Genomic DNA, 22,970 nt, shown 5'->3' with positions numbered 1-22,970 from the left:
TTTACTCCAACGGGTAAAGGGTCATTGTCTCGACGGTGTAAATACCCGCCGCCATATAAAGCGGCGAACTGGATGAGAGGCCTTCCAACTTGAAGGGGTAAATGGTGGCCAGTTCCCCACATACAGTGACCGCACTGATGCAGTGATTGCCTGAGGCGGACAACCCGACACTCACCGCCAACGTGTCACGCTCGCTTTTTGCATCTGCGAGGCGCTTGTCGAGCCGAGTATTTATCTCTTCGCTGTAAGGCCGATCCGTGAAAGCTCTTACGGTGAAACTGTATGGCGCACCCGTAGGCGATTTTTCATGCCACGCCAGTACCTGAGGCGATAATTCAAGCCCTCGGACCGCATTTTCGAGCGCAAGGCGCGTGCCCGCCTGACGTTTTGTTGGCCATGCAAACCCGACTGTAAGACGCTTTTCAGACTCCGCACTTTTAGCACTCCATTCCGCCACACCGCGATCCGCAGCCAGGTAGGGTAGGAACTCCGAAGGCGTTTCAATAGGGTTCATCAGACTAGGGAAAGGCGGCGTAATACGGTTGACCAGCTTTGCGAAGCCGAGATCCAGCGCCCTCTCCAGTGCCGAGCTATTCGTTGGCAGGAGGCTATGATCGATTTGCTCTTCACTCATAAGATTCGCACCTCAATCTCGATACCGGTGCAATAGGGAGCCTGAAAGGCCGTTGCCTGAATCGCAGAAACGGGCTCAAGGATCTGCAGTTGCGCAGCGCCGGCGCTGTGAATCGCATAATCAATCCAGCTCGGGTCCACCCGCCCTTCCAGGCGATGACAGGACTCTGCATAGTCTTGCAGCAGCTTTTGAGCGGCGACTTGAGTCAGCCCCGAATCCGGGCCGGCGTTGATCTTGGCGACCACGCGGATTTTGTACGGCAGGATTTGCGCGCCTTGCACGCTGACCAGATCCGTCTCCGGTCGCACATCCGGTCGTGCGAAATGGCGACGAACGCCGTCAAGCAAATCGGTAGACGGCGTGCCGTCGCCCTCACGGGAAAGCACGGTGACCATGACTTCGCCGGGCGCTGTTCGACGCCCGTTGCCATCTTTGACCTGGGCCGCATAGCCGTCCGGGTCAAAGGTGTAGCTGACCGTCACCACGCCCGGCGTTGCGCTTTGCACCTTCACCGACGGCCGTTCGCCCAAGGTGAAAACTTCGCGTCGGTACTGCATCCGCGAGCCCGCTGCCGGGGCATGCGGTGCCAGGTAATAACGCAGGCGGGCATCGTCATCGCTTTCCAACGTCGGCGGCACAGGCGGAAACGCCGCCGGGTCGCCGGGATCGAGTACCTGGCGTTCCAGGCCCATATCGGCCAGGCGTGCATCCAAATTGCTGCCGGTGGCCCACCACGCCAGCATCTGTTTGATGCGCGCGTTGTATTTGCGCTCGTGGGTTTGCAGCCGCACACAAAACGCTTCCAGCGCCAAGGTCAGCAGCTCACTTTCATTGTCGAGGCTGACCTTGAGTTTGGCCGCACTTTGCGGCGCTCGCGTGGCGACGTAATCGACAACAAACGCCTTGAATTCGGCCAGCAACGGTTCGAACTCATCCACCGCGATGATGGCCGGTTCCGCCAGTTGGTTCTGGCCGGGGATCAGCATGCTCATGTCACGACCTCAAAGGATTGTTGGCGGTTTTCCCAGGTGCCGGCAAAGCGCAGCAGCAGGCCCGCGCCTTGGCGGGTTGCGACGATGACCTGGGGTTGGAAGTCGCCGATGCCGTTCTGCGCGTTATAAAACGCTTGGGCGGCGTGGCTTTGAGCGAGGATCAGCAGGTCGTCGCCGAGGTTCTGGCCGAGCAGTTGCGGGATCTGCGAGCCGTACAGCGGGCGTTTTTGGCGAGTGCCCACGGGGGTGGTCAGCGCTCGGGTGGCGCGCTGCACGAATTGCAGCCAGTCATCGACGGCTGCCCCGGTGTTCCTGTCGATTCCGATCATGCGGTGTCCTTATCGGGGGCTGATGACGCGTCCTTGGTGGTCCACCACGGGGCCGCTGAAGTGTGCGCCGCCAGCATCGAGCAACAGGCTGGTGCCGCCGATTTGCAGGGTGATGCCGTGGGCGCTCATGGTCAGGCTGGCGGCGCCGACCTTGATGTCGACCTGTTCGCGGGAGCCGGTAAATGTGGTGGGGCCGTTGACCCAGTTGAACGTGTGGCTGGCGTCGTCGTAGTCGCTTTGTGTGCCGTCCTGATGGCGGCGCCGGGTCAAGCTGGCAACGCTGGAGACCGGCGGAAACTGACTACTGTTCAGGCCGAACAAGGCCACAGACTGGCCGCCGCCTTCGCCGCCGCCGTAGTTGAGCAACAGGCATTGTTCGCCCACGGACGGAATGCGCGTTTCAGTCTGTGCACCGGCGCTGGGGTTGAAAAAGCGGATGGCCGGCGTGAGCAACTCACCGTGGCTGACCTTGCAGGTACTGTTGGCGGCGTCGACCTCCTGGCACACGCCAATGCGGCAGAAGCTTTCGGCACGTCGGTAAAGGTCTTCAAGCTGGGTTTCCATTTCCACCAGGCGCTCGACGATCGGCCCCAGTTGCATGCGTAACAGCGCGTCGAACATGGGCTACTCCGCCAGTGGTTTGTATTGATCGGGGTCGTTGATGTTCGAGACTTCCCAGGTGCGGGCAAACAGCGGTTGGCCTGTGGGATCGGTGAGTAATACAGGTCCCAAGTAAAGGGTTTGGGTGAACGAAACGGTCCAGGTGTCGTAGTCCGTTTCCGCCGTGGTGCGCACAGACGGCGCGGCGACGATATTCATCGGCAAATCACACTGTGCTTGCGGCAGGTTCCAGCGGTTATCCAGCACCAGGTCCATAAGTTGGCTGGCCAGGTCGCAGGCATCAAATGGCAATGCCCCGGGCGCAACCATGGCCTTGAGCGCAAGGGTCAACGCGTGAGCCTTGCGCCCTTCGCGAGAGCGAATGCCGGGGCCATTGCCCTCGACCGTAATCAGTACGCCGGTTTTTTCCCCGGCGCCGTTAAAGTCTTGGTGATTGCCGACCTTCAAGTCCGGGAAGGCCGCTTTTAGCGCTTCGCCAATGGCGAGGGGCAGTTGAGAGGGCTTTTCGATGAGCGTCATTTTAAGTAGCGTCCTTGCAACAGTTACTGCGGGTCCTGACGGGAGTTTTCGTTGATCCCGATGCGCTTGGCGGCCCACCGCTCATACAGGCCGATGGCTACATCGGCACCGGCCATGGCAGTCAGGCAACCGATGGCGCCGGCCGTCCAGATCGACATGCCGGCGGCGTAGCACAGCATCAGCGCTGAAACGCCGCACACCATGCAGGCCCCGGAGCGCAGGGCCAGACGGCGGATCAGCGACCAACCCCGTGCGCCCTCTTTGTCGGCGCGCCACATTTCGCCGGATACCCCGCCGATCACTGCCAATACGATGACCAGCCAGATAGGCATTTCCGCTAACGCTTGCTGTTCATTTGTCATGTCACGCCTCCTGGCTGAGCAATAGATAGTCCGTTTTTCATTTACAAATGCTTCGATAGGTAGGCATTCCAAAAAGCCCGGTCGCCCGGGCTTTTCAGTAATACGGTCCAGATTCGGTCTTTCGGCGCTACTGGCGCGGTACGGACCTTTCCTAAGATGTTTTTCCGACCACGATCCCTGTCTGCCGGATAACTGCTTCTGGTGCTTTACGCTGCACACCCGGGTCAGTTGCCAACCCTCTGAACCGTTATTAGGCCGGTTCATCGCTGCCTGTTTTTGAAGCGTTGAAACTAAAGAGCGTCGGCATCCTTGCCGGTGTTGCCTGGCATCCCTGCCATCGCTTCGATGGCGTCCTTGCCGATGTTGCGTGCCTTCCTTGTCTTCCTTGGCAGCATCCTTGCCGCCTCCACCACCTTGTTGGCTGGCTTGAGATGAAGAATATGCATGTATGCATATACAGTCAATGCACAAATGCATTTATTTTTCTGCGCGAAATGCACGGATGCATTTTCAGCCTTGCAGGTGAAGGGTTTGCCGGTTTTTTGCAGGCGAAAAAAAGCCCGCGCACTGGCGGGCTTTGTCTTACGTAAGGAGGTTAACGGGCGTACATGCCCCACCAGAATACATGGCCGAGGATGCTGATCTGCTCATCCTGGATATCCTGGAAACTGTAGTCCTCATCCGGGTGCTCATCACGATTGAAACTGCGCAGACGAATCCCGGAAGGCAGGCGGTAGAGCTGTTTCACCCGCAACTGGCCATTGTGGTTGATGGCATACAAATCGCCATCGACGATGTCGCCAATGCCACTCTTGCCTGCGTTCACCCCGACCGTGGCGCCGTCGCGCAGCACCGGCAACATACTGTTGCCGCGCACCGTCACACACTTGGCCTGGTCGAACTGCACCCCATTATGCCGCAGGCTGCGCTTGCCGAACCGCAAGCTGGCCTTCTCGCTTTCCTCGATGACGAATCTTCCTGATCCAGCAGCCAATTCAACCTCGCGCAGAAAGGGGATCGACACCTCGTCATCATTAACGGGCGTGTCGTCATCCCACAGGCTTATGTCCTTGAGTTCCGAATGCATCGGGTCGCGCCCGTCATCGCGCAAAGCCCCCGCCGCCGCGCGCCCGCGCAAGTGGTCGGTGCTGACGCGAAAATACTCGGCGATGCGCGAGATGTGCTTGTCCGACGGATCAACGATCTTGCCGCTGAGGATCCGCGAGAGTGTGGATTGAGGCACGCCGGTACGCCGGTGAAGCTCCGTGGGGGAGATCCGGTCGCGGTCCAGCAGTTCTCTTAAGACGATAGAAACGTTGCGTTTTTGCATAACGCGGATAGTGCCGGGTGTTTTGGGGGTTGGCAAATGCTAATTTGCATAACTTATGCAAAATCAGAAAGCGTTAGGCAACACGTCAGTAAGTAACGGGGGCACAGGCACTCGTCAATTTCAAAGTCTGAGAGACTGCTATCAGCCAAGAGCAGTCATTCATCTCATTTTCAAACAAGAGGTTATTTATAGGGAGGACGATAACCGAGAATTCATGAGGCACCGACGGTCGGACTCGTCTCAAGCACCGCTCTGGAAGGCCGATACCACAGGTGTTAGTTTGCGCGGCTCCGGCTACAACCGGAACCGCAGACAGGGATGTTTGGACGTCTTTTACGCCCAACCAGGCGTACCTAATTCCTGTCATGAGTATCATCCGATGCTGCAAAGATCCCTAAGAACCCAAATCCTCGCGCTGCTGAGCGGCAGCCTGTTGGCGATGTTGCTGATTGCTTTGGCATGCTTTCATTTGCTGTCCAACGGCGTGCAAAACTACGCCAACCTAATCGAAGGTCCGCTGCACACTTCGCAATTGATCGACGAGGCCAACCTGCAATTCAAGGTGCAGGTGCAGGAATGGAAAAACGTATTACTACGGGGCAAGCAGCCGGCAGACCTGGATAAATATTGGAAGCAATTCGAAGAACGTCAGCGCGATGTACAAGGGATTCTCGGCGAACTGGCTAACCAGAAAGGCCTGGACGGCCAACTCAAGGCCCGCATCGAACGCCTGCGTGACGAACACCGTCAGCTGGGCAGCGCTTACCAGAAAGGTCGCGATGCCTATATCGCCGCGGGTGCAGACCCCAGCGCAGGCGACGCCGCCGTTAAAGGCGTCGACCGTGCTACCAGCGACCAGATGAGCGAACTTGTCGGCGAACTGCGCAAGCAGGGTACCGAGCAATCGACGCTGATCAGCGCGGGTGCAAAGCGCACGGTGATGTTGGGGATTATCGTAATGCTCGCCTCGGGTCTGTTGATCGGCCTGTTGAGCCTGTGGCTCATCAACCGTAACTTGGTTGACCCCATCCGCAAGCTGATCGACTACGTGGCGCAACTGAGCCAAGGCAAATTTGCCGAACGCGTGGCCAGTAGCCGTGAAGACGAGTTGGGCAAACTGGCCATGGCCGCCAACACTTTGCGCGACTTTCTCGCCGAAACTTTCAACCGCTTGCAGCGCAGCGCCAAGGATCTGGACAGCGCAAGTAGCGAGTTAAGTACCATCGCGGGTCTCATGGCCAGCGGCACCAACGAGCAGTTCGACCGTACCGATCAGGTGGCCACGGCGATGAACGAAATGTCCGCCACCGCCCAGGAAGTGGCCCGTCACGCAGCCGATGCCGCACGCGCAGCCGATGATGCCGACCAATCCGCACAGCAGGGCGAAAAAGTCATGCGGGGCACCATTCACACCATCACCCAAATGCGTGGCGAGATCGCCAACACAGCGACGGTCATCCGTCGCCTGGAAACCGACAGTGGCCGCATCGGCAAGGTGCTGGAAGTGATTCGCGGCATCGCCGAACAGACTAATTTGCTGGCGCTGAACGCGGCGATCGAAGCGGCCCGTGCCGGTGAAGCCGGACGCGGTTTTGCGGTCGTGGCCGACGAAGTACGAAGCCTGGCCCAGCGTACGGCGGCGTCGATCATCGAAATCAACCAGATCATCCAAACGGTGCAAACCGGCGCGGTGGACGCAGCTCAGGCGATTGAAAGTGGCCAGTCGCGCAGTGAAGAAAGCGTCGCGCAGGTGAATGAGGCCGGCGCCATGCTGGAGCGCATCACCCATGCCGTAGAAGCCATTCGCGACATGAACCGCCAGATTGCCACCGCCGCCGAAGAGCAAACCTCGGTGGCGGAAGACATCTCGCGCAACCTCACCGAAATCACCACGATTGCCAGTACCAACCTGGACAATATGCAGCGCACCGAAGCGGCAAGCCGCAACCTTCACGGGTTGTCAGGGCAGTTGAACGAAGTGACGGCACGCCTGAGTGCTTAGTCGGACCGTTAGCGTTTAGATCGGCTTCAGGCTGAGCAGCCATGTTGGAAGACCGAGCCCCGTATTTGGTCATAGCCTTACACGGGGCAAATGCTCAGACCAAAGACTCTCAGCATGTGTAACCTTGCGGCGGTGATACTTAATCGACGAAACGTATGCTTTTTTGCTGCCATGCTGGACAGCTTTTTGGCCAGGCACCTTTGGCAGCAACTGCGTTAGATCCAATAATTGGGTCTCCGCTTTTTCGAGCGCGGTGATTGAGTAGCGCAGCCAAACCTTTTCAAGTGGCCGCAGGTCAGGGCTCTTATCGTTAGGTGATCATTTGCGGGGCGTATCCTCCCGCATGGGTCCGCTGGCAACTGGCAAAGCAAAGAGGCTCCCCTTTTTCCCAGTTGCGCCCACCCCACCACCACGCTACCCTCCCCTCCGTCGCTGCCAATTCAGCGATCGGGCCTGAGAACCCGGCAAGATGCAGGCGCACCAAGCGCGCCCAAACCCGATTTGCAGGCGCTTTTTTTCGCCTCACAATTCGTGCAATGGCGGCTGTGCGTGGGAGACCTTCGGGTCTGCCGGGTTCCTGTATCTCCGGTTTCTCAGCCTGCGCACAGCTGCCACCCATTCGCCTGAGAACGAACGTGGTAGCTCTCAACTGATATGGGAGTTTTACCGATGACCGCTACAAATCCGTCTGCATTAACCACCCTGGGCGTCACCCCCTTCTGCTTCCACTCCGACCAACCTCTATTGCGCGTCAACAGCGGTGTTGCCCTGCACGAAGCCTTGCACCACGCCTCCGACCTCCTCCATGTCGCCAAGCAGCTCGCAGAAGATGCGGCGATGACCAAGGAGACGGACCGTTACGCCTGGGCGTCGCATTACTTGCAGGAGATGGCGAAAGCGGTGGTGGATGATGTGGTGAAGGTGTTGGATTCGCCCGGTAACATTCAGTAAATCGGGCAACCGTAAAAAAGGGCGGCGCTTATATAAAGGCGCCGCCCTTTTTTGTGTTTTACCTGGTCGTTTGCGACCTGCGAAGGGCCGACTTCACGTGTTAACCTTGCGCCCATCGCAACAAATGCTGGGCCAAGCGCCCGATGCCGATCAGTTGTGCGACCACGATTGGGCAGACACCGAAGATAAATGTGGGAGCTGTCGAGCTACAGCTCCCACCTTTGACCTGCTGTGTTTGGACGTCCGCACTTTTAACTGATCGACACTGGACCACGCGCCCACTTTGCCCCATCACTTTCAACGAATTTGCCTACTATCCAATGAGTAAAAACACCTCCGATCTGTCCTCCCACACGCCGATGATGCAGCAGTACTGGCGTCTGAAAAACCAGCACCCTGATCAGTTGATGTTCTATCGCATGGGCGACTTCTACGAGATCTTCTACGAAGACGCGAAGAAGGCTGCCAAGTTGCTGGACATCACCTTGACCGCGCGCGGGCAGTCGGCGGGGCAGTCGATTCCGATGTGTGGGATTCCTTACCATTCTTTGGAAGGCTACTTGGTCAAGCTGGTGAAGCTGGGCGAGTCGGTGGTGATCTGTGAGCAGATCGGCGACCCGGCGACCAGCAAAGGGCCGGTGGAACGTCAGGTGGTGCGCATTATTACGCCGGGCACGGTGAGTGATGAGGCGTTGCTGGACGAGCGCCGTGACAACCTGATCGCGGCGGTGTTGGGCGATGAGCGTTTGTTCGGCCTGTCGGTGCTGGACATCACCAGCGGCAATTTCAGCGTGCTGGAAATCAAGGGCTGGGAGAACCTGCTGGCGGAGCTTGAGCGCATCAACCCGGTGGAGTTGTTGATTCCGGATGATTGGCCGAAGGACTTGCCGGCAGAAAAGCGTCGTGGGACCAAGCGTCGTGCGCCGTGGGACTTTGAGCGTGATTCAGCGCTGAAAAGTCTGTGCCAGCAGTTCTCGGTGCAAGACCTCAAAGGCTTCGGCTGCGAAACCCTGACCCTGGCCATCGGCGCCGCCGGTTGCCTGCTTGGTTATGCCAAGGAAACCCAGCGCACCGCCCTGCCGCATTTGCGCAGCCTGCACCATGAGCGCCTGGACGACACCGTGGTGCTTGATGGCGCCAGCCGTCGCAACCTCGAGTTGGACACCAACCTGGCCGGTGGCCGCGACAACACGCTGCAATCGGTGGTGGACCGTTGCCAGACCGCCATGGGCAGCCGCTTGCTGACCCGCTGGCTGAACCGGCCGCTGCGGGATTTGACCGTGCTGCAAGCGCGCCAAACCTCTATTACCTGCCTGCTGGATGGCTATCGCTTTGAAACGCTGCAGCCGCAGCTGAAGGAAATCGGCGATATCGAGCGCATCCTGGCGCGGATCGGCCTGCGCAATGCGCGGCCGCGCGACCTGGCGCGTCTGCGCGATGCCTTGAGCGCGCTGCCGCAGCTGCAAGCGGCGATGGCCCACCTCGACACGCCGCACCTGCAACAACTGGCCGTGACCGCCGGCACTTACCCGGACCTCGCGGCGCTGCTGGAAAAAGCCATCATCGACAACCCGCCGGCGATCATCCGTGACGGCGGCGTGCTGAAAACCGGTTACGACACCGAGCTGGATGAACTGCAATCGCTGAGCGAAAACGCCGGGCAATTCCTGATCGACCTGGAAGCTCGCGAAAAAGCCCGCACCGGCCTGGCCAATTTGAAGGTCGGTTACAACCGCGTGCACGGCTACTTTATCGAGTTGCCGAGCAAGCAGGCCGAGTCGGCACCAATCGACTATCAGCGTCGCCAAACGCTCAAAGGTGCCGAGCGTTTCATCACGCCGGAGCTCAAAGCGTTTGAAGACAAGGCGCTGTCGGCCAAGAGCCGCGCCCTGGCGCGCGAGAAAATGCTCTATGAAGCCCTGCTCGAAGACTTGATCAGCCGTCTGGCGCCGCTGCAGGACACCGCCGCGGCCCTGGCGGAACTGGATGTGTTGAGCAACCTGGCCGAGCGCGCGCTGAACCTTGACCTGAACTGCCCGCGGTTTGTCAGCGAGCCGTGCATGCGCATCGTGCAGGGGCGTCACCCGGTGGTGGAGCAGGTGTTGACCACGCCGTTCGTCGCCAACGACCTGTCGCTGGATGACGACACCCGCATGCTGGTGATCACCGGTCCGAACATGGGCGGTAAATCCACCTACATGCGCCAGACCGCGTTGATCGTACTGCTGGCGCATATCGGCAGCTTTGTGCCGGCGGCCAGTTGCGAGCTGTCGCTGGTCGACCGCATTTTCACGCGGATCGGTTCCAGCGATGACCTGGCCGGTGGCCGTTCGACCTTTATGGTGGAAATGAGCGAAACCGCCAACATCCTCCACAACGCGACCGAACGCAGCCTGGTGCTGATGGACGAAGTCGGCCGCGGCACCAGCACCTTCGACGGGCTGTCGCTGGCCTGGGCGGCGGCCGAGCGATTGGCGCATTTGCGCGCCTATACATTGTTCGCCACGCACTATTTCGAGCTGACCGTGCTGCCGGAAAGCGAGCCGCTGGTGGCCAACGTGCATCTCAATGCCACTGAGCACAACGAACGTATCGTGTTTCTGCACCACGTGCTGCCAGGGCCGGCGAGCCAGAGTTACGGCCTGGCCGTTGCGCAGTTGGCCGGTGTACCAGGCGATGTGATCACCCGCGCTCGCGAGCACCTGAGCCGCCTGGAAACCACGGCCTTGCCCCATGAAACCGTGGTGGCAAGCCCGAAAAAAGCCAGCAGCAAACCGGCCGCGCCGCACCAGAGTGACATGTTCGCCAGCCTGCCTCACCCGGTGCTGGATGAACTGGCCAAGCTTGACCTGGACGGCCTGACCCCGCGTAAAGCGCTAGAAATGTTATATGCACTGCAAGTTCGGATATAACGCAGACGCTTGCAAGCTGATAGAATCTCGCGCGGTTTGGGATGCTGCGGGCTTTTAGCCTGGCCTGCAGACTATCGCTCCCGAACCTCGCGAGCCCCACCACAAGGGGTTTCGCTGCCGCCGCCTGAGGAGAGAATTAGAAATGACCTTCGTCGTTACCGACAACTGCATCAAGTGCAAGTACACCGACTGCGTCGAAGTGTGTCCGGTGGACTGCTTCTACGAAGGCCCGAACTTCCTGGTTATCCATCCGGATGAGTGCATCGACTGCGCCCTGTGTGAACCAGAATGCCCGGCCGTCGCTATTTTCTCCGAGGACGAAGTCCCGGCAGAGATGCAGGAATTCATTCAGTTGAACGTCGAATTGGCGGAAATCTGGCCCAATATCACCGAACGCAAGGATCCGATGCCGGATGCAGCGGAGTGGGATGGCAAAAAGGGCAAGATTGCAGACCTCGAGCGCTGAAGCGCCGTCGCCCAATAAAAAAGGCCCCTTGCGGGCCTTTTTGCGTTTCTGCGGGGCGGGTTTTACTTTTCTACAGGCAAAAAAAAAGGGGCGGTATGACCCGCCCACATTTTTTCCCTAGTCCCTGTATTCCTTTTTCATCATCCTGATGAATCGCATCCTGCGACGTTCCTTCAACCATCGTTCCTTGATGGCTGTGTCAATCCGTGGACACAGGGCTGATGTTAGAGAGTTCCAAGGGAAGTTCAACGGGATCCAACGGTTACCCCGAAGAGCTTCATCGCCAAAACAAAAATAATTAATTGTTATATTTCAACAAGATAGAAAAGTCTCTCGCCATTTCGAGATGTCCACGCCCGGTAAAAAACCCAAACACTTACGAAAAAGTAAGCGAATGCTTACACGCGCAAATGCGTAAAAGCGCAACAGCGCCCGGCTCACCACCCTGCGGGCAAGAAAAAGCCCCGACACTGTCGAGGCTTCTTTTCCTTCAGGCTGATCAGTCGTCGCTGACCGTAATCGTCGGCATTGCCGGCGCAGCCGCTTCCTGCAGGACGATGCGCGCGCCTACATGACGGGCCAACTCCTGATAGATCATAGCGATCTGCCCATCGGGCTCAGCCGCCACGGTGGGCTTGCCGCCGTCAGCCTGTTCACGAATCTCCATCGCCAGCGGCAATGAGGCCAGCACTTCAACGCCGTATTGCGTGGCCAGCTTCTCACCGCCGCCTTCGCCAAACAGGTGCTCGGCATGCCCGCAATTGGAGCAGATGTGCACCGCCATGTTTTCCACGACGCCCAGCACCGGGATGTTGACCTTGCGGAACATCTCCACGCCTTTTCTCGCATCCAGCAGCGCCAGATCCTGGGGCGTGGTCACGATCACCGAGCCGGCCACCGGGACTTTCTGCGCCAGGGTCAGCTGAATGTCGCCGGTGCCTGGCGGCATGTCGATCACCAGGTAATCCAGGTCGCCCCAGGCGGTCTGGGTGACCAATTGCAGCAAGGCGCCGGACACCATCGGCCCGCGCCACACCATCGGCGTGTTGTCATCGGTGAGGAAGGCCATGGACATGACCTCGACGCCCATCGATTCAATCGGCACGAACCACTTCTGATCCTTGACCTTGGGGCGGGTGCCTTCGGCGATACCGAACATCACGCCTTGGCTTGGGCCATAAATGTCGGCGTCGAGAATGCCAACGCGGGCCCCCTCGCGGGCCAGCGCCAGTGCGAGGTTGGCGGCCGTGGTGGATTTGCCCACGCCGCCCTTGCCGGATGCCACGGCGACCACGTTCTTGACGTTGGCCAAGCCTGGAATCTGCGCCTGGGCCTTGTGCGCGGCGATCACACACTGGATGTCGACCTTGGCCGAACGCACACCGTCGAGACCCTCGATGGCCATTTGCAGCATCTGCGCCCAACCGCTCTTGAACAGGCCGGCGGCATAACCCAGCTCCATCTGGACCGAGACCTGGTCGCCCTGCACGTCGATGGCTCGTACACAACCGGCGCTGACCGGGTCCTGGTTCAAATAGGGGTCGGTGTATTGGCGAAGAACGGCTTCCACCGCTGCGCGATTGACGGCGCTCATGGGCTACTCCCGAAAAAAGACTGACTGAAACAGGCGGCTATCCTAACCGTTCCAGCCGCCAAGCGGCATGCTTTCGCGCCCCGGGAAGATTCAGAAACAGCGCCACGGGGTGAAATATATTTCCCGGCGCTTTATAGTGGCCGACCTCCGTTTCATCAAGTAGCCGAGCCCCATGTCCGAGCCACGCAAGATCCTCGTCACCAGCGCCCTGCCCTATGCCAATGGTTCTATCCATCTTGGCCATATGCTTGAGTACATCCAGACCGATATGTGGGTGCGCTTCCAGAAGCATCGCGGCAATCAATGCATTTATGTCTGCGCAGACGACGCCCACGGATCGGCCATCATGTTGCGCGCCGAAAAGGAAGGGATCACCCCGGAACAACTGATCGCCAATGTGCAGGCTGAACACAGCGCCGACTTTGCCGAGTTCCTGGTTGATTTCGACAATTTCCACTCGACCCACTCCGACGAAAACCGCGAGCTGTCGAGCCTGATCTACACGCGCTTGCGCGACGCCGGGCACATTGCCACGCGTTCGATCACGCAATATTTCGACCCGGAAAAGAAAATGTTCCTGGCCGACCGCTTCATCAAGGGCACCTGCCCGAAATGCGGCACTGAGGACCAGTACGGCGACAACTGCGAGAAGTGCGGTGCCACTTATGCACCGACTGACCTGAAGAACCCGCGCTCGGCCATCTCTGGCGCCATTCCGGTGCTCAAGGATTCCCAGCACTTCTTCTTCAAGCTCCCGGACTTCCAGCAGATGCTGCAAACCTGGACGCGCAGCGGCACCCTGCAAGACGCCGTGGCCAACAAGATCGCCGAATGGCTGGATGCCGGCCTGCAGCAGTGGGACATCTCCCGCGATGCGCCGTATTTCGGCTTCGAGATCCCGGACGAGCCGGGCAAGTACTTCTATGTGTGGCTGGACGCGCCAATCGGTTACATGGCCAGCTTCAAGAACCTGTGCGACCGCACGCCGGAGCTGGACTTCGATGCGTTCTGGGCCAAGGATTCCACCGCCGAGCTGTATCACTTCATCGGCAAGGACATCGTCAACTTCCACGCCCTGTTCTGGCCGGCGATGCTTGAAGGGTCGGGCTACCGCAAACCAACCGGCATCGCCGTGCACGGTTACCTGACGGTCAACGGCCAGAAAATGTCCAAGTCCCGTGGCACCTTTATCAAGGCGCGCACCTACCTGGACCACCTGTCGCCGGAATACCTGCGCTACTACTACGCCTCCAAGCTGGGCCGTGGCGTCGACGACCTCGACCTGAACCTGGAAGACTTCGTACAGAAGGTCAACTCGGACCTGGTGGGCAAAGTCGTCAACATCGCCAGCCGTTGCGCCGGGTTTATCCATAAGGGTAATGGCGGTTTGTTGGTGGCCGAGAACGCCGCACCGGAACTGACCGAGGCCTTCCTGGCCGCCGCGCCAAGCATTGCCGACGCCTATGAAGCGCGCGACTTTGCCCGCGCCATGCGCGAAATCATGGGCCTGGCCGACCGTGCCAATGCCTGGATCGCCGATAAGGCGCCGTGGTCGCTGAACAAGCAGGAAGGCAAGCAAGCTGAAGTTCAGGCGATCTGCGCCACGGGCGTCAACCTGTTCCGCCAGCTGGTGATCTTCCTCAAGCCGGTGTTGCCATTGCTGGCCGCTGACGCCGAGGCTTTCCTCAACGTCGCGCCACTGACCTGGAACGACCACGCCACCTTGCTCAGCAACCATCAGTTGAACGAGTTCAAGCCGCTGATGACCCGTATCGACCCCGTCAAGGTGCAGGCGATGACCGATGCTTCGAAAGAAGACCTGGTCGCCAGCCAGACCGACACCGGCGAATCGGCACCGGCCGGCAATGGCGAGTTGGCCAAAGACCCGCTCTCCCCAGAAATCGACTTCGATGCTTTTGCCGCCGTTGACCTGCGCGTTGCGCTGATCATCAAGGCCGAAGCCGTGGAAGGTGCCGACAAGCTGCTGCGCCTGACCCTGGACATCGGTGATGAGCAACGCAACGTATTCTCCGGGATCAAGAGCGCTTACCCGGACCCGTCCAAGCTCGACGGTCGCCTGACCATGATGATTGCCAACCTCAAGCCACGGAAAATGAAGTTCGGTATTTCCGAAGGCATGGTGATGGCGGCGGGCCCTGGCGGTGAAGAGATCTACCTGTTGAGCCCTGATAGCGGTGCCAAACCGGGTCAACGGATCAAGTAAAACGATGTGGCGAGCGGGCTTGCCCCGCGTTGGGGCGCGTAGCGGCCCCTAAACCAAACACCCGGTTCTACCTGTGGAAACCCGGTGGCCTTGGTGGGGCCGCTTCGCAGCCCAACGCGGGGCAAGCCCGCTCGCCACAATAAGACCGCTGGCCACGACAGCCCGGCTCGCCACAAAAAAGCCGCCACCCACAACCAGCGGGCTCACCCCTACAGGCCCTGTTTGTCTAACCGGCATGCCAATGATCACCCCATGACCCTGATCCAACGTATCGACGCGCTGCTGCCGCAGACCCAATGCGGCAAATGCGGGCACCCGGGCTGCAAGCCTTACGCCGAGGGCATCGCTCAGGGCGAGGCGATCAACAAGTGCCCGCCCGGTGGGCAGGAAACCATTGCAGGCCTTGCGCAGTTGCTGCGCGTGCCGGTGCTGGAACTGGACACCAGCCGAGGCGAGGCTCCCGCCCAGGTCGCCTATATTCGCGAGGCCGAGTGCATCGGCTGCACCAAATGCATCCAGGCGTGCCCGGTGGATGCGATTGTCGGCGCCGCCAAGTTGATGCACACCGTGATCATTGATGAGTGCACCGGGTGCGACCTGTGTGTGGCGCCCTGCCCTGTCGATTGCATTGAGATGCGTCCAGCCACGAGCGTGCTGCCGATTGTTGGCGGCCTGGCTGCCAATGATCAGCAGCGCCATGCGCGTGCCCTCAAGCGCGACCGGGCGCGGCGGCGCTATGAGCAACGCAACGCGCGGCTGCAACGCGAGGATGCACATAAACTCACCGAACGCCTGGCGCGAGCCAAACGTCCGACGCCGAGTGTGCCTGTGCACACCGACAGTGCTCAGGCAGCCCAGGATGCAGCGGTCAAGAAAGCCAAAATCACCGTGGCGATGAGTCGCGCCCAGTTGCATAAATCCTTGAAGGCATTTGGTCATCCACCGACGTTTGAGCAACAGTCGCAGCTAATCGTCCTGCAGCAACAGTTCGAAGCGGCAGAGCAGGCGCTCAGCGCACTGGAGCCGAGCAGTCCGCCTCCACCGCCGACCGCCAAAGACCCTGAACTCAAGCGTGCGAAAATCCAGCTGGCGATGCGCCGCGCCGAATTGAAGAAGGCCCAGGACCGTAATGCTGACGAGCAGCAATTGGCAACCTTGAGTGCCGCGCTGGCCACCGCAGAGCAAACCCTGCATGACGCCGAGGCTGTCAGTGAACAGCCAAGACCTGAGTTGCAGCGTGTGGAAAAACGCCCCATCGACACTCAACTGCGCCAGCTTAAAACTGCCTTGGCTTACGCGCGCGCAGACGTCAGCAGGTTACAACGCCAACCGCATACCACCGCGGATGAGCTGAAAGCCGCACAACACACGCTGGAGCAAGCGCAGCGCCAAGTGGACGCGCATACCGGCGATTGATCCGAGAGAGGTGCTGCCGGGCAGAGTGGCGATGGTTTATCCTGCAACGCCTGCACTTTTGAAACTACGACGACAGCCTGCAAGGAAACACCCGCCCCATGAACGCCGCAAAACGCCTGGAAATTTTCCGCAGGTTTCACGAAGACAATCCTGAGCCCAAAACCGAACTGGCCTACTCGTCGCCATTCGAGTTGCTGATTGCGGTGATTCTGTCGGCCCAATCCACGGACGTTGGCGTCAACAAGGCCACAGCCAAGCTGTACCCGGTGGCCAATACGCCGGAGGCTATTTACGCACTGGGTGTGGACGGGTTGTCGGAGTACATCAAGACCATCGGCTTGTACAACAGCAAGGCCAAGAATGTCATCGAGACCTGCCGCCTGCTCGTCGAGCTGCATGGCAGCGAAGTGCCGCAGACTCGCGAAGCCCTGGAAGCGCTGCCGGGCGTGGGTCGCAAGACGGCCAACGTGGTGCTCAACACGGCGTTCCGGCAACTGACCATGGCGGTGGACACGCATATTTTTCGTGTCAGCAACCGCACCGGCATCGCTCGCGGCAAAAACGTCGTTGAGGTGGAAAAACAGCTGATGAAGTTCGTGCCCAAGCCCTACCTTCTCGATTCCCACCACTGGTTGATCCTTCATGGACGTTACGTCTGCCAGGCCCGCAAGCCTCGCTGCGGGAGCTGCCGTATCGAAGACCTGTGCGAATACAAGGACAAGACGTCCGACGATTGAGCGATCATTGGTTTTCTCGATCAGTCGATTGAAAAAATCTTTTTTACCCGTTCATGGATTATCGTTATAAGGAGCGCCAATGGCAGTCTTAGCCTGGAGTGAACCTTATGAGCACTGGCAAAGAACAACTGGATGTAGAAGACGACCTTGTTGCAGAGTCGGATGACGATGGGGACGCACCTGTTGTAGAGGTGGCCAAGACCAATTTGAGCAAACGCCGCACTATCGATAACCTTCTGGAAGAGCGACGCTTGCAAAAACAACTGGCCGATTACGATTTCGACCTCTGATCAGCCCGTTCACGACCGGAAGCCTCCCTGATGGAGGCTTTTTTTTGCCGACTATTTCTGCGCCCCGCGCTAGACCAGGCCGTTGCGTTGAGCCAACTCGATCAGGTCCACCAGGGACCGGGCATTGAGCTTGAGCAACAGGCGAGTCTTGTAGGTACTGACGGTCTTGTTGCTCAGGAACATGCCGTCGGCGATTTCCTTGTTGGTTTTGCCACGGGCCAACTGCTGCAGCACCATCATCTCGCGCCCCGACAAGCGCTCGACCATGTCCGCTTCGCTGGCGTTGCCCATGGTTGAACGCACGGAGTTGAGCGCCTGGTTGGGGAAATAGCTGTAGCCGGAGAGCACGGCCTTTATCGCGCTCAGCAACTCGGTCAGGTCCTGCTGCTTGCACACGTAGCCCGCCGCTCCCGCCTGCATGCAGCGCATGGAAAAATGCCCGGGCGCCTGGGACGTCAGCACCAGCACCTTGAAAGGCGCGGGCTGCTTGGCAGACGCCAGGCGGCAAATAACTTCCAGCCCATCGAGTTTGGGAATCCCGATATCCAGTATGACAATGTCAGGTACATGTTCCCGTGCAAGTTGCAACGCATCGACACCGTTATCAGTCTCGGCAACGACTTCATAACCATGACGCTCCATTAGCATGCGCACAGCAAGACGAATGACGGGATGATCATCCACGATCAGCACTTTATTCATGAGAAAGTCCAATTTCGCTGTTCGAATTATTTAGAGCAAGCACAATAGCGTAGTCGTTTCCTAGTTGGCATAGCATTACCCCCCAAGCAACAGCAAGCAGAGACCCACCCCACAGCGATATAGGAATTAACCTACAAAAAAACATTAACTCGGACAGTTTGGGCTTTATGGAGCCTTTCAGACCTTTCCGGGGGCTGACATGTTTTGAGTGAAATAACCGCCGCGCAAGGGCTTCAAGGTAAACGTGCCGCACAGGACTTTCAGGAAATACCCATTGCTCATCACCCACAAGCGAATGAGCAGACGCAAAAAAACCGCCTGCATTAGTTCCTTTGAACATATTCATTTACACCCCTGTTTCCTACAGAACTTTCCGCGTCTTACATACTTTTCTTACTTGTGTAGTGAATTTTCTGTAAGACATAGTTCCTAGGCAGGTGTTAGAAATTCATTCAACAACGCAAAACGTGAATTCGAACTGGAAAAAAATAAACCCATCAACTTCCATATCCGACAAAACTTAAACATTCCCCTGAGTTTTTAAACATTGTGTTCGGTTCAAGGCTCGCCACTTAATGGGCAGGCAAAAAAAATGGCCCCTTAACAGGGGCCATTTTTAACAGCGCAGATCACTCAGAACAGCTTGCGACCCTTGTTGGCAGCAATGCGCATGCGCAGTGCGTTCAACTTGATGAAGCCCGCAGCATCCGCCTGGTTGTAGGCGCCGCCGTCTTCTTCGAAGGTAGCAATGTTGGCGTCGAACAGCGACTCATCGGACTTGCGGCCGGTGACGATCACGTTGCCCTTGTACAGCTTCAGGCGCACAACGCCGTTCACGTGGACTTGGGAGGCGTCGATCATCTGTTGCAGCATCAGACGCTCAGGGCTCCACCAGTAGCCGGTGTAGATCAGGCTGGCGTACTTGGGCATCAGCTCGTCTTTGAGGTGAGCCACTTCACGGTCCAGGGTGATGGACTCGATGGCGCGGTGAGCGCGCAGCATGATGGTGCCGCCTGGGGTTTCGTAGCAGCCGCGGGACTTCATGCCCACGTAACGGTTCTCGACGATGTCGAGACGGCCGATACCGTGTTCGCCACCGATACGGTTCAGGGTCGCCAGCACGGTGGCCGGGGTCATTTCGACGCCGTCCAGCGCGACGATGTCGCCGTTGCGGTAGGTCAGTTCCAAGTATTGCGGCTTGTCAGGAGCGTTCTCCGGGGAGACGGTCCATTTCCACATGTCTTCTTCGTGCTCGGTCCAGGTGTCTTCCAGCACGCCGCCTTCATAGGAGATGTGCAGCAGGTTGGCGTCCATCGAGTACGGGGACTTCTTCTTGCCATGACGCTCGATCGGGATCGCGTGCTTTTCAGCGTAATCCATCAGCTTTTCACGGGACAAAAGGTCCCACTCACGCCACGGAGCAATCACTTTCACGCCTGGTTTGAGCGCGTAGGCGCCCAGTTCGAAGCGCACCTGATCGTTGCCCTTGCCGGTCGCGCCATGGGAAATGGCGTCGGCGCCGGTTTCGTTGGCAATTTCGATCAGGCGTTTGGCGATCAGCGGACGTGCGATGGAAGTACCCAGCAGGTACTCGCCTTCGTAGACAGTGTTGGCGCGAAACATCGGGAAGACGAAATCGCGGACGAATTCTTCGCGCAGGTCGTCAATGTAGATCTCTTTCACGCCCATGGCTTGCGCCTTGGCACGTGCAGGTTCGACCTCTTCGCCCTGACCCAGGTCAGCGGTGAAGGTCACCACTTCACAGTTATAAGTATCCTGCAGCCACTTGAGGATCACCGAAGTGTCCAGGCCGCCGGAATACGCGAGAACGACCTTGTTTACGTCGGCCATGCCATCACTCCACGGGGTTGTACGGAAAGGCGTCGATTCTACCGACCAAAACCGTGAATTTACAGAGGCGCGACAGCAAATGAAGATAAAGCGACAGATTATGTCGAACGGGCGACCAAGGGTCGCACCTTAAGACGTGTGTGCCGGGTTGCTCGGTGCGGTGGCCTGGGGCGCCGGTTTCTCGGGGGCTGCCACGCGTTCCAGCTGGATATTCACGCGGCGATTGCGCGCCCGGTTGGCGGCATTCGTGTTGGGCGCCAGTGGGTAGCTTTCACCGTGAAAACGCATGGTGATCTGTGATTCGGGGATGCCATTGGCCTTGAAGTAGTCTGTGACTGCCAGGGCTCGACGGCGCGAGACGTCACGGTTGGTCAGGCGATTGCCGCTGTTGTCCGAATGGCCATTCAACTCGATATGGTTGACGGTAGGGTCGGCTTTCATGAACGCCAGAATCACGTCCAGCTTCTTCTTCGCGGCCGCGTCCAGTTCAATACCGCCACCGGGGAAGCCGACTTCGGTCTGTTTGACCTGGTCGTAATTCATCGGCAACAGCTTGGTGGTGCACAGTTGGTAGTCGTTGTAGGCCTTGTTGAACTTGACCGGCAACAGACGAATTTCCGAGTAGCCGCCCTCGCGCCCGTAATGCCGCACGGTCGGGCTACGCCCTTCCAGCAAACCGGTGAACAGCCGCCCGGCCTGGGCCTGGGAGCTGTTGAACAATACGTCGCCACTGCCGACACGCACGGCACCAAGGTTGATGTCACCACGGCCCGGCTGCCAGGGCGCAGCGGCGGCCAACAAGGTCGCCGAGCCCGCACCCAGCGCGCCTTTGTAGGCTTTCAGGCGAAACGTCGCTTGCTCGCCGGCCCGGCGCACGAACTCACCCGAGCCGAAATCGGTGATCGGTTGGGTGAGTCGGCACTCGAACTGATCTCCTTCCACCTTCCACTCAATATTCTCCAGACGTGTCTGGAACGTGAGGGCCATCGCAGGCAGGCTGGCGAACACACTGAGCAGGGCTAGATAATGCTGGCGCACGGGAGGCTCCACTGGTTTCTACAACACTTCAAAGCGTCATACGTCGTTAAGGCATACCCAGGGATATCGGTAGCGTCCTGCAAAACTTGATAGCGAGTGCCTGCAAGAGTCTTTTCCGGTAGCATTCCCACCAGATTGACCCGCCTGGAATCCCCAATGTCCGACCGCCTGACCCTGCTGCGTCCCGACGACTGGCATATTCATCTTCGCGATGGTGCTGCGTTACCCCAAACTGTGGCCGATGTAGCGCGCACGTTTGGCCGCGCCATCATCATGCCTAACCTGGTACCTCCGGTGCGTAATGCCGCTGAAGCCGACGCCTATCGCCAGCGCATCCTCGCTGCACGGCCGGCCGGCAGCCGCTTCGAACCGCTGATGGTGCTTTACCTCACTGACCGTACCCAGCCTGACGAAATTCGCGCCGCCAAAGCGACTGGTTTCGTGCACGCCGCCAAGCTGTACCCGGCCGGCGCGACCACCAACTCCGACTCCGGCGTGACCAGTATCGACAAGATCCTGCCGGCCATCGAAGCCATGGCTGAAGTCGGTATGCCGCTGCTGATTCACGGTGAAGTCACCCGTGGCGATGTAGACGTGTTTGATCGCGAGAAGATCTTCATCCACGAGCATATGCGCCGTGTGGTCGAACTGTTCCCGACGCTGAAAGTGGTGTTTGAACACATCACCACCGCCGACGCCGTGCAGTTTGTGACCGAGGCTTCGGCCAATGTCGGTGCGACCATCACCGCGCATCACCTGCTCTACAACCGCAACCACATGCTGGTGGGCGGGATTCGGCCGCACTTCTATTGCCTGCCGATCCTCAAGCGCAACACTCACCAAGTGGCCTTGCTGGACGCCGCCACCAGCGGCAGCCCGAAGTTCTTCCTCGGCACCGACTCCGCGCCGCATGCCCAACACGCCAAAGAAGCCGCGTGTGGCTGTGCCGGTTGCTACACCGCGTATGCGGCGATCGAGCTGTACGCCGAAGCGTTCGAACAGCGCAATGCCCTGGACAAACTTGAAAGCTTCGCCAGCCTCAATGGCCCGCGTTTCTACGGCCTGCCGGCGAATACCGACCGCATTACCCTGGTTCGTGAAGACTGGACCGCCCCTGCCAGCCTGCCGTTTGGCGAGCTGACTGTTATCCCGCTGCGCGCCGGTGAAACACTGCGCTGGCGCCTGCTGGAGGAAAGCAAGTGAGTGAAGACCATTACGATGACGAACACGAGCACAGTGGCGGCGGTTCCCGTCACCCGATGGCCGAGCGGTTTCGCGGCTATCTGCCGGTGGTCATCGACGTAGAAACCGGCGGCTTCAACTGCGCTACCGACGCCTTGCTGGAAATTGCCGCGACCACCATCGGCATGGACGAGCAGGGTTTCGTGTTTCCGGAGCACACCCACTTCTTTCGTGTCGAGCCGTTCGAAGGCGCGAACATTGAAGCAGCCGCTTTGGAGTTCACCGGCATCAAGCTCGACCACCCGCTGCGCATGGCGGTGAGTGAAGAAGCGGCGCTGACCGATATCTTCCGTGGTGTGCGCAAGGCGTTGAAGGCCAATGGCTGCAAACGCGCGATCCTGGTCGGCCACAACAGCAGCTTCGACTTGGGCTTCCTGAATGCTGCCGTGACGCGGTTGGACATGAAGCGCAACCCGTTTCACCCGTTCTCCAGCTTCGACACTGCTACCCTCGCGGGCCTGGCGTATGGCCAGACCGTACTGGCGAAAGCCTGTCAGGCAGCCGGTATCGACTTTGACGGTCGTGAAGCCCACTCGGCTCGCTACGACACCGAGAAGACGGCCGAGCTGTTCTGCGGCATCGTCAACCGCTGGAAGCAGATGGGCGGCTGGGAAGACTTCAACGACTGAGGTTTGCCCGAGCGCTGTTGTGGCGAACGGGCTCATTGTGGCGAGCCGGCTTACTGTGGCGAGCGGGCTTGCCCCGCGTTGGGCTGCGCAGCGGCCCCAGAACCAGACAACGCGGTTCGCCAGATGAAT

At 59.1% G+C, this 22,970-nt stretch carries 23 protein-coding genes; 10 read left to right on the top strand and 13 right to left on the bottom strand.

Annotated features, from left to right (window positions below):
* Position 1 precedes the first annotated feature (1 nt).
* From FPT15_RS13150 to FPT15_RS13115, 8 genes are all read right to left on the bottom strand, one after another.
* On the bottom strand, positions 2-634 hold the full coding sequence (locus tag FPT15_RS13150; RefSeq protein ID WP_145161610.1) for a phage tail protein I: 633 nt from the start codon (positions 632-634) through the stop codon (positions 2-4).
* Positions 631-1,626 carry a baseplate J/gp47 family protein gene (locus FPT15_RS13145; protein WP_145161608.1) on the bottom strand — a complete coding sequence of 332 codons (996 nt, stop codon included), beginning with the start codon at positions 1,624-1,626 and terminating at the stop codon, positions 631-633. The genes FPT15_RS13150 and FPT15_RS13145 overlap by 4 nt, the downstream gene beginning before the upstream one ends.
* Complete coding sequence (locus FPT15_RS13140) at positions 1,623-1,955, bottom strand: phage baseplate protein (RefSeq protein ID WP_145161605.1); 333 nt, start codon at positions 1,953-1,955, stop codon at positions 1,623-1,625. The genes FPT15_RS13145 and FPT15_RS13140 overlap by 4 nt, the downstream gene beginning before the upstream one ends.
* 9 nt (positions 1,956-1,964) lie before the next feature.
* The gene (locus FPT15_RS13135) at positions 1,965-2,576 is read right to left on the bottom strand and encodes a phage baseplate assembly protein V (protein WP_145161604.1); all 612 of its coding nucleotides are present in this window, start codon (positions 2,574-2,576) and stop codon (positions 1,965-1,967) included.
* Between the two features lie 3 nt (positions 2,577-2,579).
* The gene (locus FPT15_RS13130) at positions 2,580-3,095 is read right to left on the bottom strand and encodes a hypothetical protein (RefSeq protein WP_145161601.1); all 516 of its coding nucleotides are present in this window, start codon (positions 3,093-3,095) and stop codon (positions 2,580-2,582) included.
* 23 nt (positions 3,096-3,118) lie between these two features.
* Positions 3,119-3,457 carry a phage holin family protein gene (locus FPT15_RS13125; RefSeq protein ID WP_106577252.1) on the bottom strand — a complete coding sequence of 113 codons (339 nt, stop codon included), beginning with the start codon at positions 3,455-3,457 and terminating at the stop codon, positions 3,119-3,121.
* 290 nt (positions 3,458-3,747) lie between these two features.
* Positions 3,748-4,074, bottom strand: a complete 327-nt coding sequence (locus tag FPT15_RS13120) for a hypothetical protein (protein WP_145161598.1) — start codon at positions 4,072-4,074, stop codon at positions 3,748-3,750.
* Positions 4,053-4,787 carry an XRE family transcriptional regulator gene (locus FPT15_RS13115; RefSeq protein WP_145161595.1) on the bottom strand — a complete coding sequence of 245 codons (735 nt, stop codon included), beginning with the start codon at positions 4,785-4,787 and terminating at the stop codon, positions 4,053-4,055. Before FPT15_RS13115 ends, FPT15_RS13120 begins: the two co-directional genes overlap by 22 nt.
* A gap of 379 nt (positions 4,788-5,166) precedes the next feature.
* On the opposite strand from FPT15_RS13115, the gene FPT15_RS13110 reads away from it, so the two are divergent.
* From FPT15_RS13110 to fdxA, 4 genes are all read left to right on the top strand, one after another.
* Positions 5,167-6,789, top strand: coding sequence for a methyl-accepting chemotaxis protein (locus tag FPT15_RS13110; RefSeq protein WP_145161592.1), 1,623 nt, complete (start codon positions 5,167-5,169; stop codon positions 6,787-6,789).
* A 669-nt stretch (positions 6,790-7,458) separates the two neighbouring features.
* Positions 7,459-7,740, top strand: a complete 282-nt coding sequence (locus tag FPT15_RS13105; RefSeq protein ID WP_145161589.1) for a DUF3077 domain-containing protein — start codon at positions 7,459-7,461, stop codon at positions 7,738-7,740.
* 320 nt (positions 7,741-8,060) lie between these two features.
* Positions 8,061-10,652, top strand: coding sequence for a DNA mismatch repair protein MutS (gene mutS, locus FPT15_RS13100; RefSeq protein WP_145161586.1), 2,592 nt, complete (start codon positions 8,061-8,063; stop codon positions 10,650-10,652).
* 142 nt (positions 10,653-10,794) lie between these two features.
* Entirely contained in the window at positions 10,795-11,118 is a 324-nt protein-coding gene (fdxA, locus tag FPT15_RS13095) for a ferredoxin FdxA (protein WP_003208688.1), read from the top strand.
* A 499-nt stretch (positions 11,119-11,617) separates the two neighbouring features.
* On the opposite strand, the gene apbC is transcribed toward fdxA, so the two are convergent.
* On the bottom strand, positions 11,618-12,712 hold the full coding sequence (gene apbC, locus FPT15_RS13090) for an iron-sulfur cluster carrier protein ApbC (protein WP_145161584.1): 1,095 nt from the start codon (positions 12,710-12,712) through the stop codon (positions 11,618-11,620).
* 172 nt (positions 12,713-12,884) lie between these two features.
* Between apbC and metG the strand changes: the two genes are divergently transcribed.
* The 4 genes from metG (at position 12,885) to FPT15_RS13070 (ending at position 17,379) form a co-directional block, all read left to right on the top strand.
* Entirely contained in the window at positions 12,885-14,936 is a 2,052-nt protein-coding gene (gene metG / locus FPT15_RS13085; protein ID WP_145161581.1) for a methionine--tRNA ligase, read from the top strand.
* Positions 14,937-15,188: 252 nt separating this feature from the next.
* The gene (gene rsxB / locus FPT15_RS13080) at positions 15,189-16,352 is read left to right on the top strand and encodes an electron transport complex subunit RsxB (protein ID WP_145161578.1); all 1,164 of its coding nucleotides are present in this window, start codon (positions 15,189-15,191) and stop codon (positions 16,350-16,352) included.
* Between the two features lie 98 nt (positions 16,353-16,450).
* Positions 16,451-17,089, top strand: a complete 639-nt coding sequence (gene nth, locus FPT15_RS13075; RefSeq protein WP_106577263.1) for an endonuclease III — start codon at positions 16,451-16,453, stop codon at positions 17,087-17,089.
* Between the two features lie 107 nt (positions 17,090-17,196).
* A complete protein-coding gene (locus FPT15_RS13070) occupies positions 17,197-17,379 on the top strand; it encodes a PA3496 family putative envelope integrity protein (protein WP_145161575.1) in 183 nt (60 codons plus the stop codon).
* A gap of 69 nt (positions 17,380-17,448) precedes the next feature.
* On the opposite strand, the gene FPT15_RS13065 is transcribed toward FPT15_RS13070, so the two are convergent.
* The 4 genes from FPT15_RS13065 to FPT15_RS13050 all read right to left on the bottom strand — a co-directional run bounded on the left by FPT15_RS13065 (position 17,449) and on the right by FPT15_RS13050 (position 20,970).
* Positions 17,449-18,081, bottom strand: coding sequence for a response regulator transcription factor (locus FPT15_RS13065; protein WP_106577265.1), 633 nt, complete (start codon positions 18,079-18,081; stop codon positions 17,449-17,451).
* A complete protein-coding gene (locus FPT15_RS13060; RefSeq protein ID WP_145161572.1) occupies positions 18,074-18,427 on the bottom strand; it encodes a hypothetical protein in 354 nt (117 codons plus the stop codon). Before FPT15_RS13060 ends, FPT15_RS13065 begins: the two co-directional genes overlap by 8 nt.
* 287 nt (positions 18,428-18,714) lie before the next feature.
* Positions 18,715-19,932 (bottom strand): argininosuccinate synthase, encoded by a 1,218-nt coding sequence (locus FPT15_RS13055; RefSeq protein ID WP_029295244.1) that lies wholly within the window; start codon positions 19,930-19,932, stop codon positions 18,715-18,717.
* A 129-nt stretch (positions 19,933-20,061) separates the two neighbouring features.
* Positions 20,062-20,970 carry an OmpA family protein gene (locus FPT15_RS13050; RefSeq protein WP_145161570.1) on the bottom strand — a complete coding sequence of 303 codons (909 nt, stop codon included), beginning with the start codon at positions 20,968-20,970 and terminating at the stop codon, positions 20,062-20,064.
* 156 nt (positions 20,971-21,126) lie between these two features.
* Here FPT15_RS13050 and pyrC point away from each other — a divergent pair, with 156 nt between their 5' ends.
* Both pyrC and rnt read left to right on the top strand, forming a co-directional pair.
* Positions 21,127-22,173, top strand: a complete 1,047-nt coding sequence (gene pyrC / locus FPT15_RS13045) for a dihydroorotase (protein ID WP_145161567.1) — start codon at positions 21,127-21,129, stop codon at positions 22,171-22,173.
* The gene (gene rnt / locus FPT15_RS13040; protein ID WP_017137041.1) at positions 22,170-22,841 is read left to right on the top strand and encodes a ribonuclease T; all 672 of its coding nucleotides are present in this window, start codon (positions 22,170-22,172) and stop codon (positions 22,839-22,841) included. Before pyrC ends, rnt begins: the two co-directional genes overlap by 4 nt.
* Positions 22,842-22,970 lie beyond the last annotated feature (129 nt).

The organism is Pseudomonas sp. RGB, from assembly GCF_007713445.1.
GTDB lineage: Bacteria > Pseudomonadota > Gammaproteobacteria > Pseudomonadales > Pseudomonadaceae > Aquipseudomonas.
The sequence above is the reverse complement of the archived record's forward strand: the minus strand, read 5'-3'. Positions and strand labels throughout refer to the sequence as shown.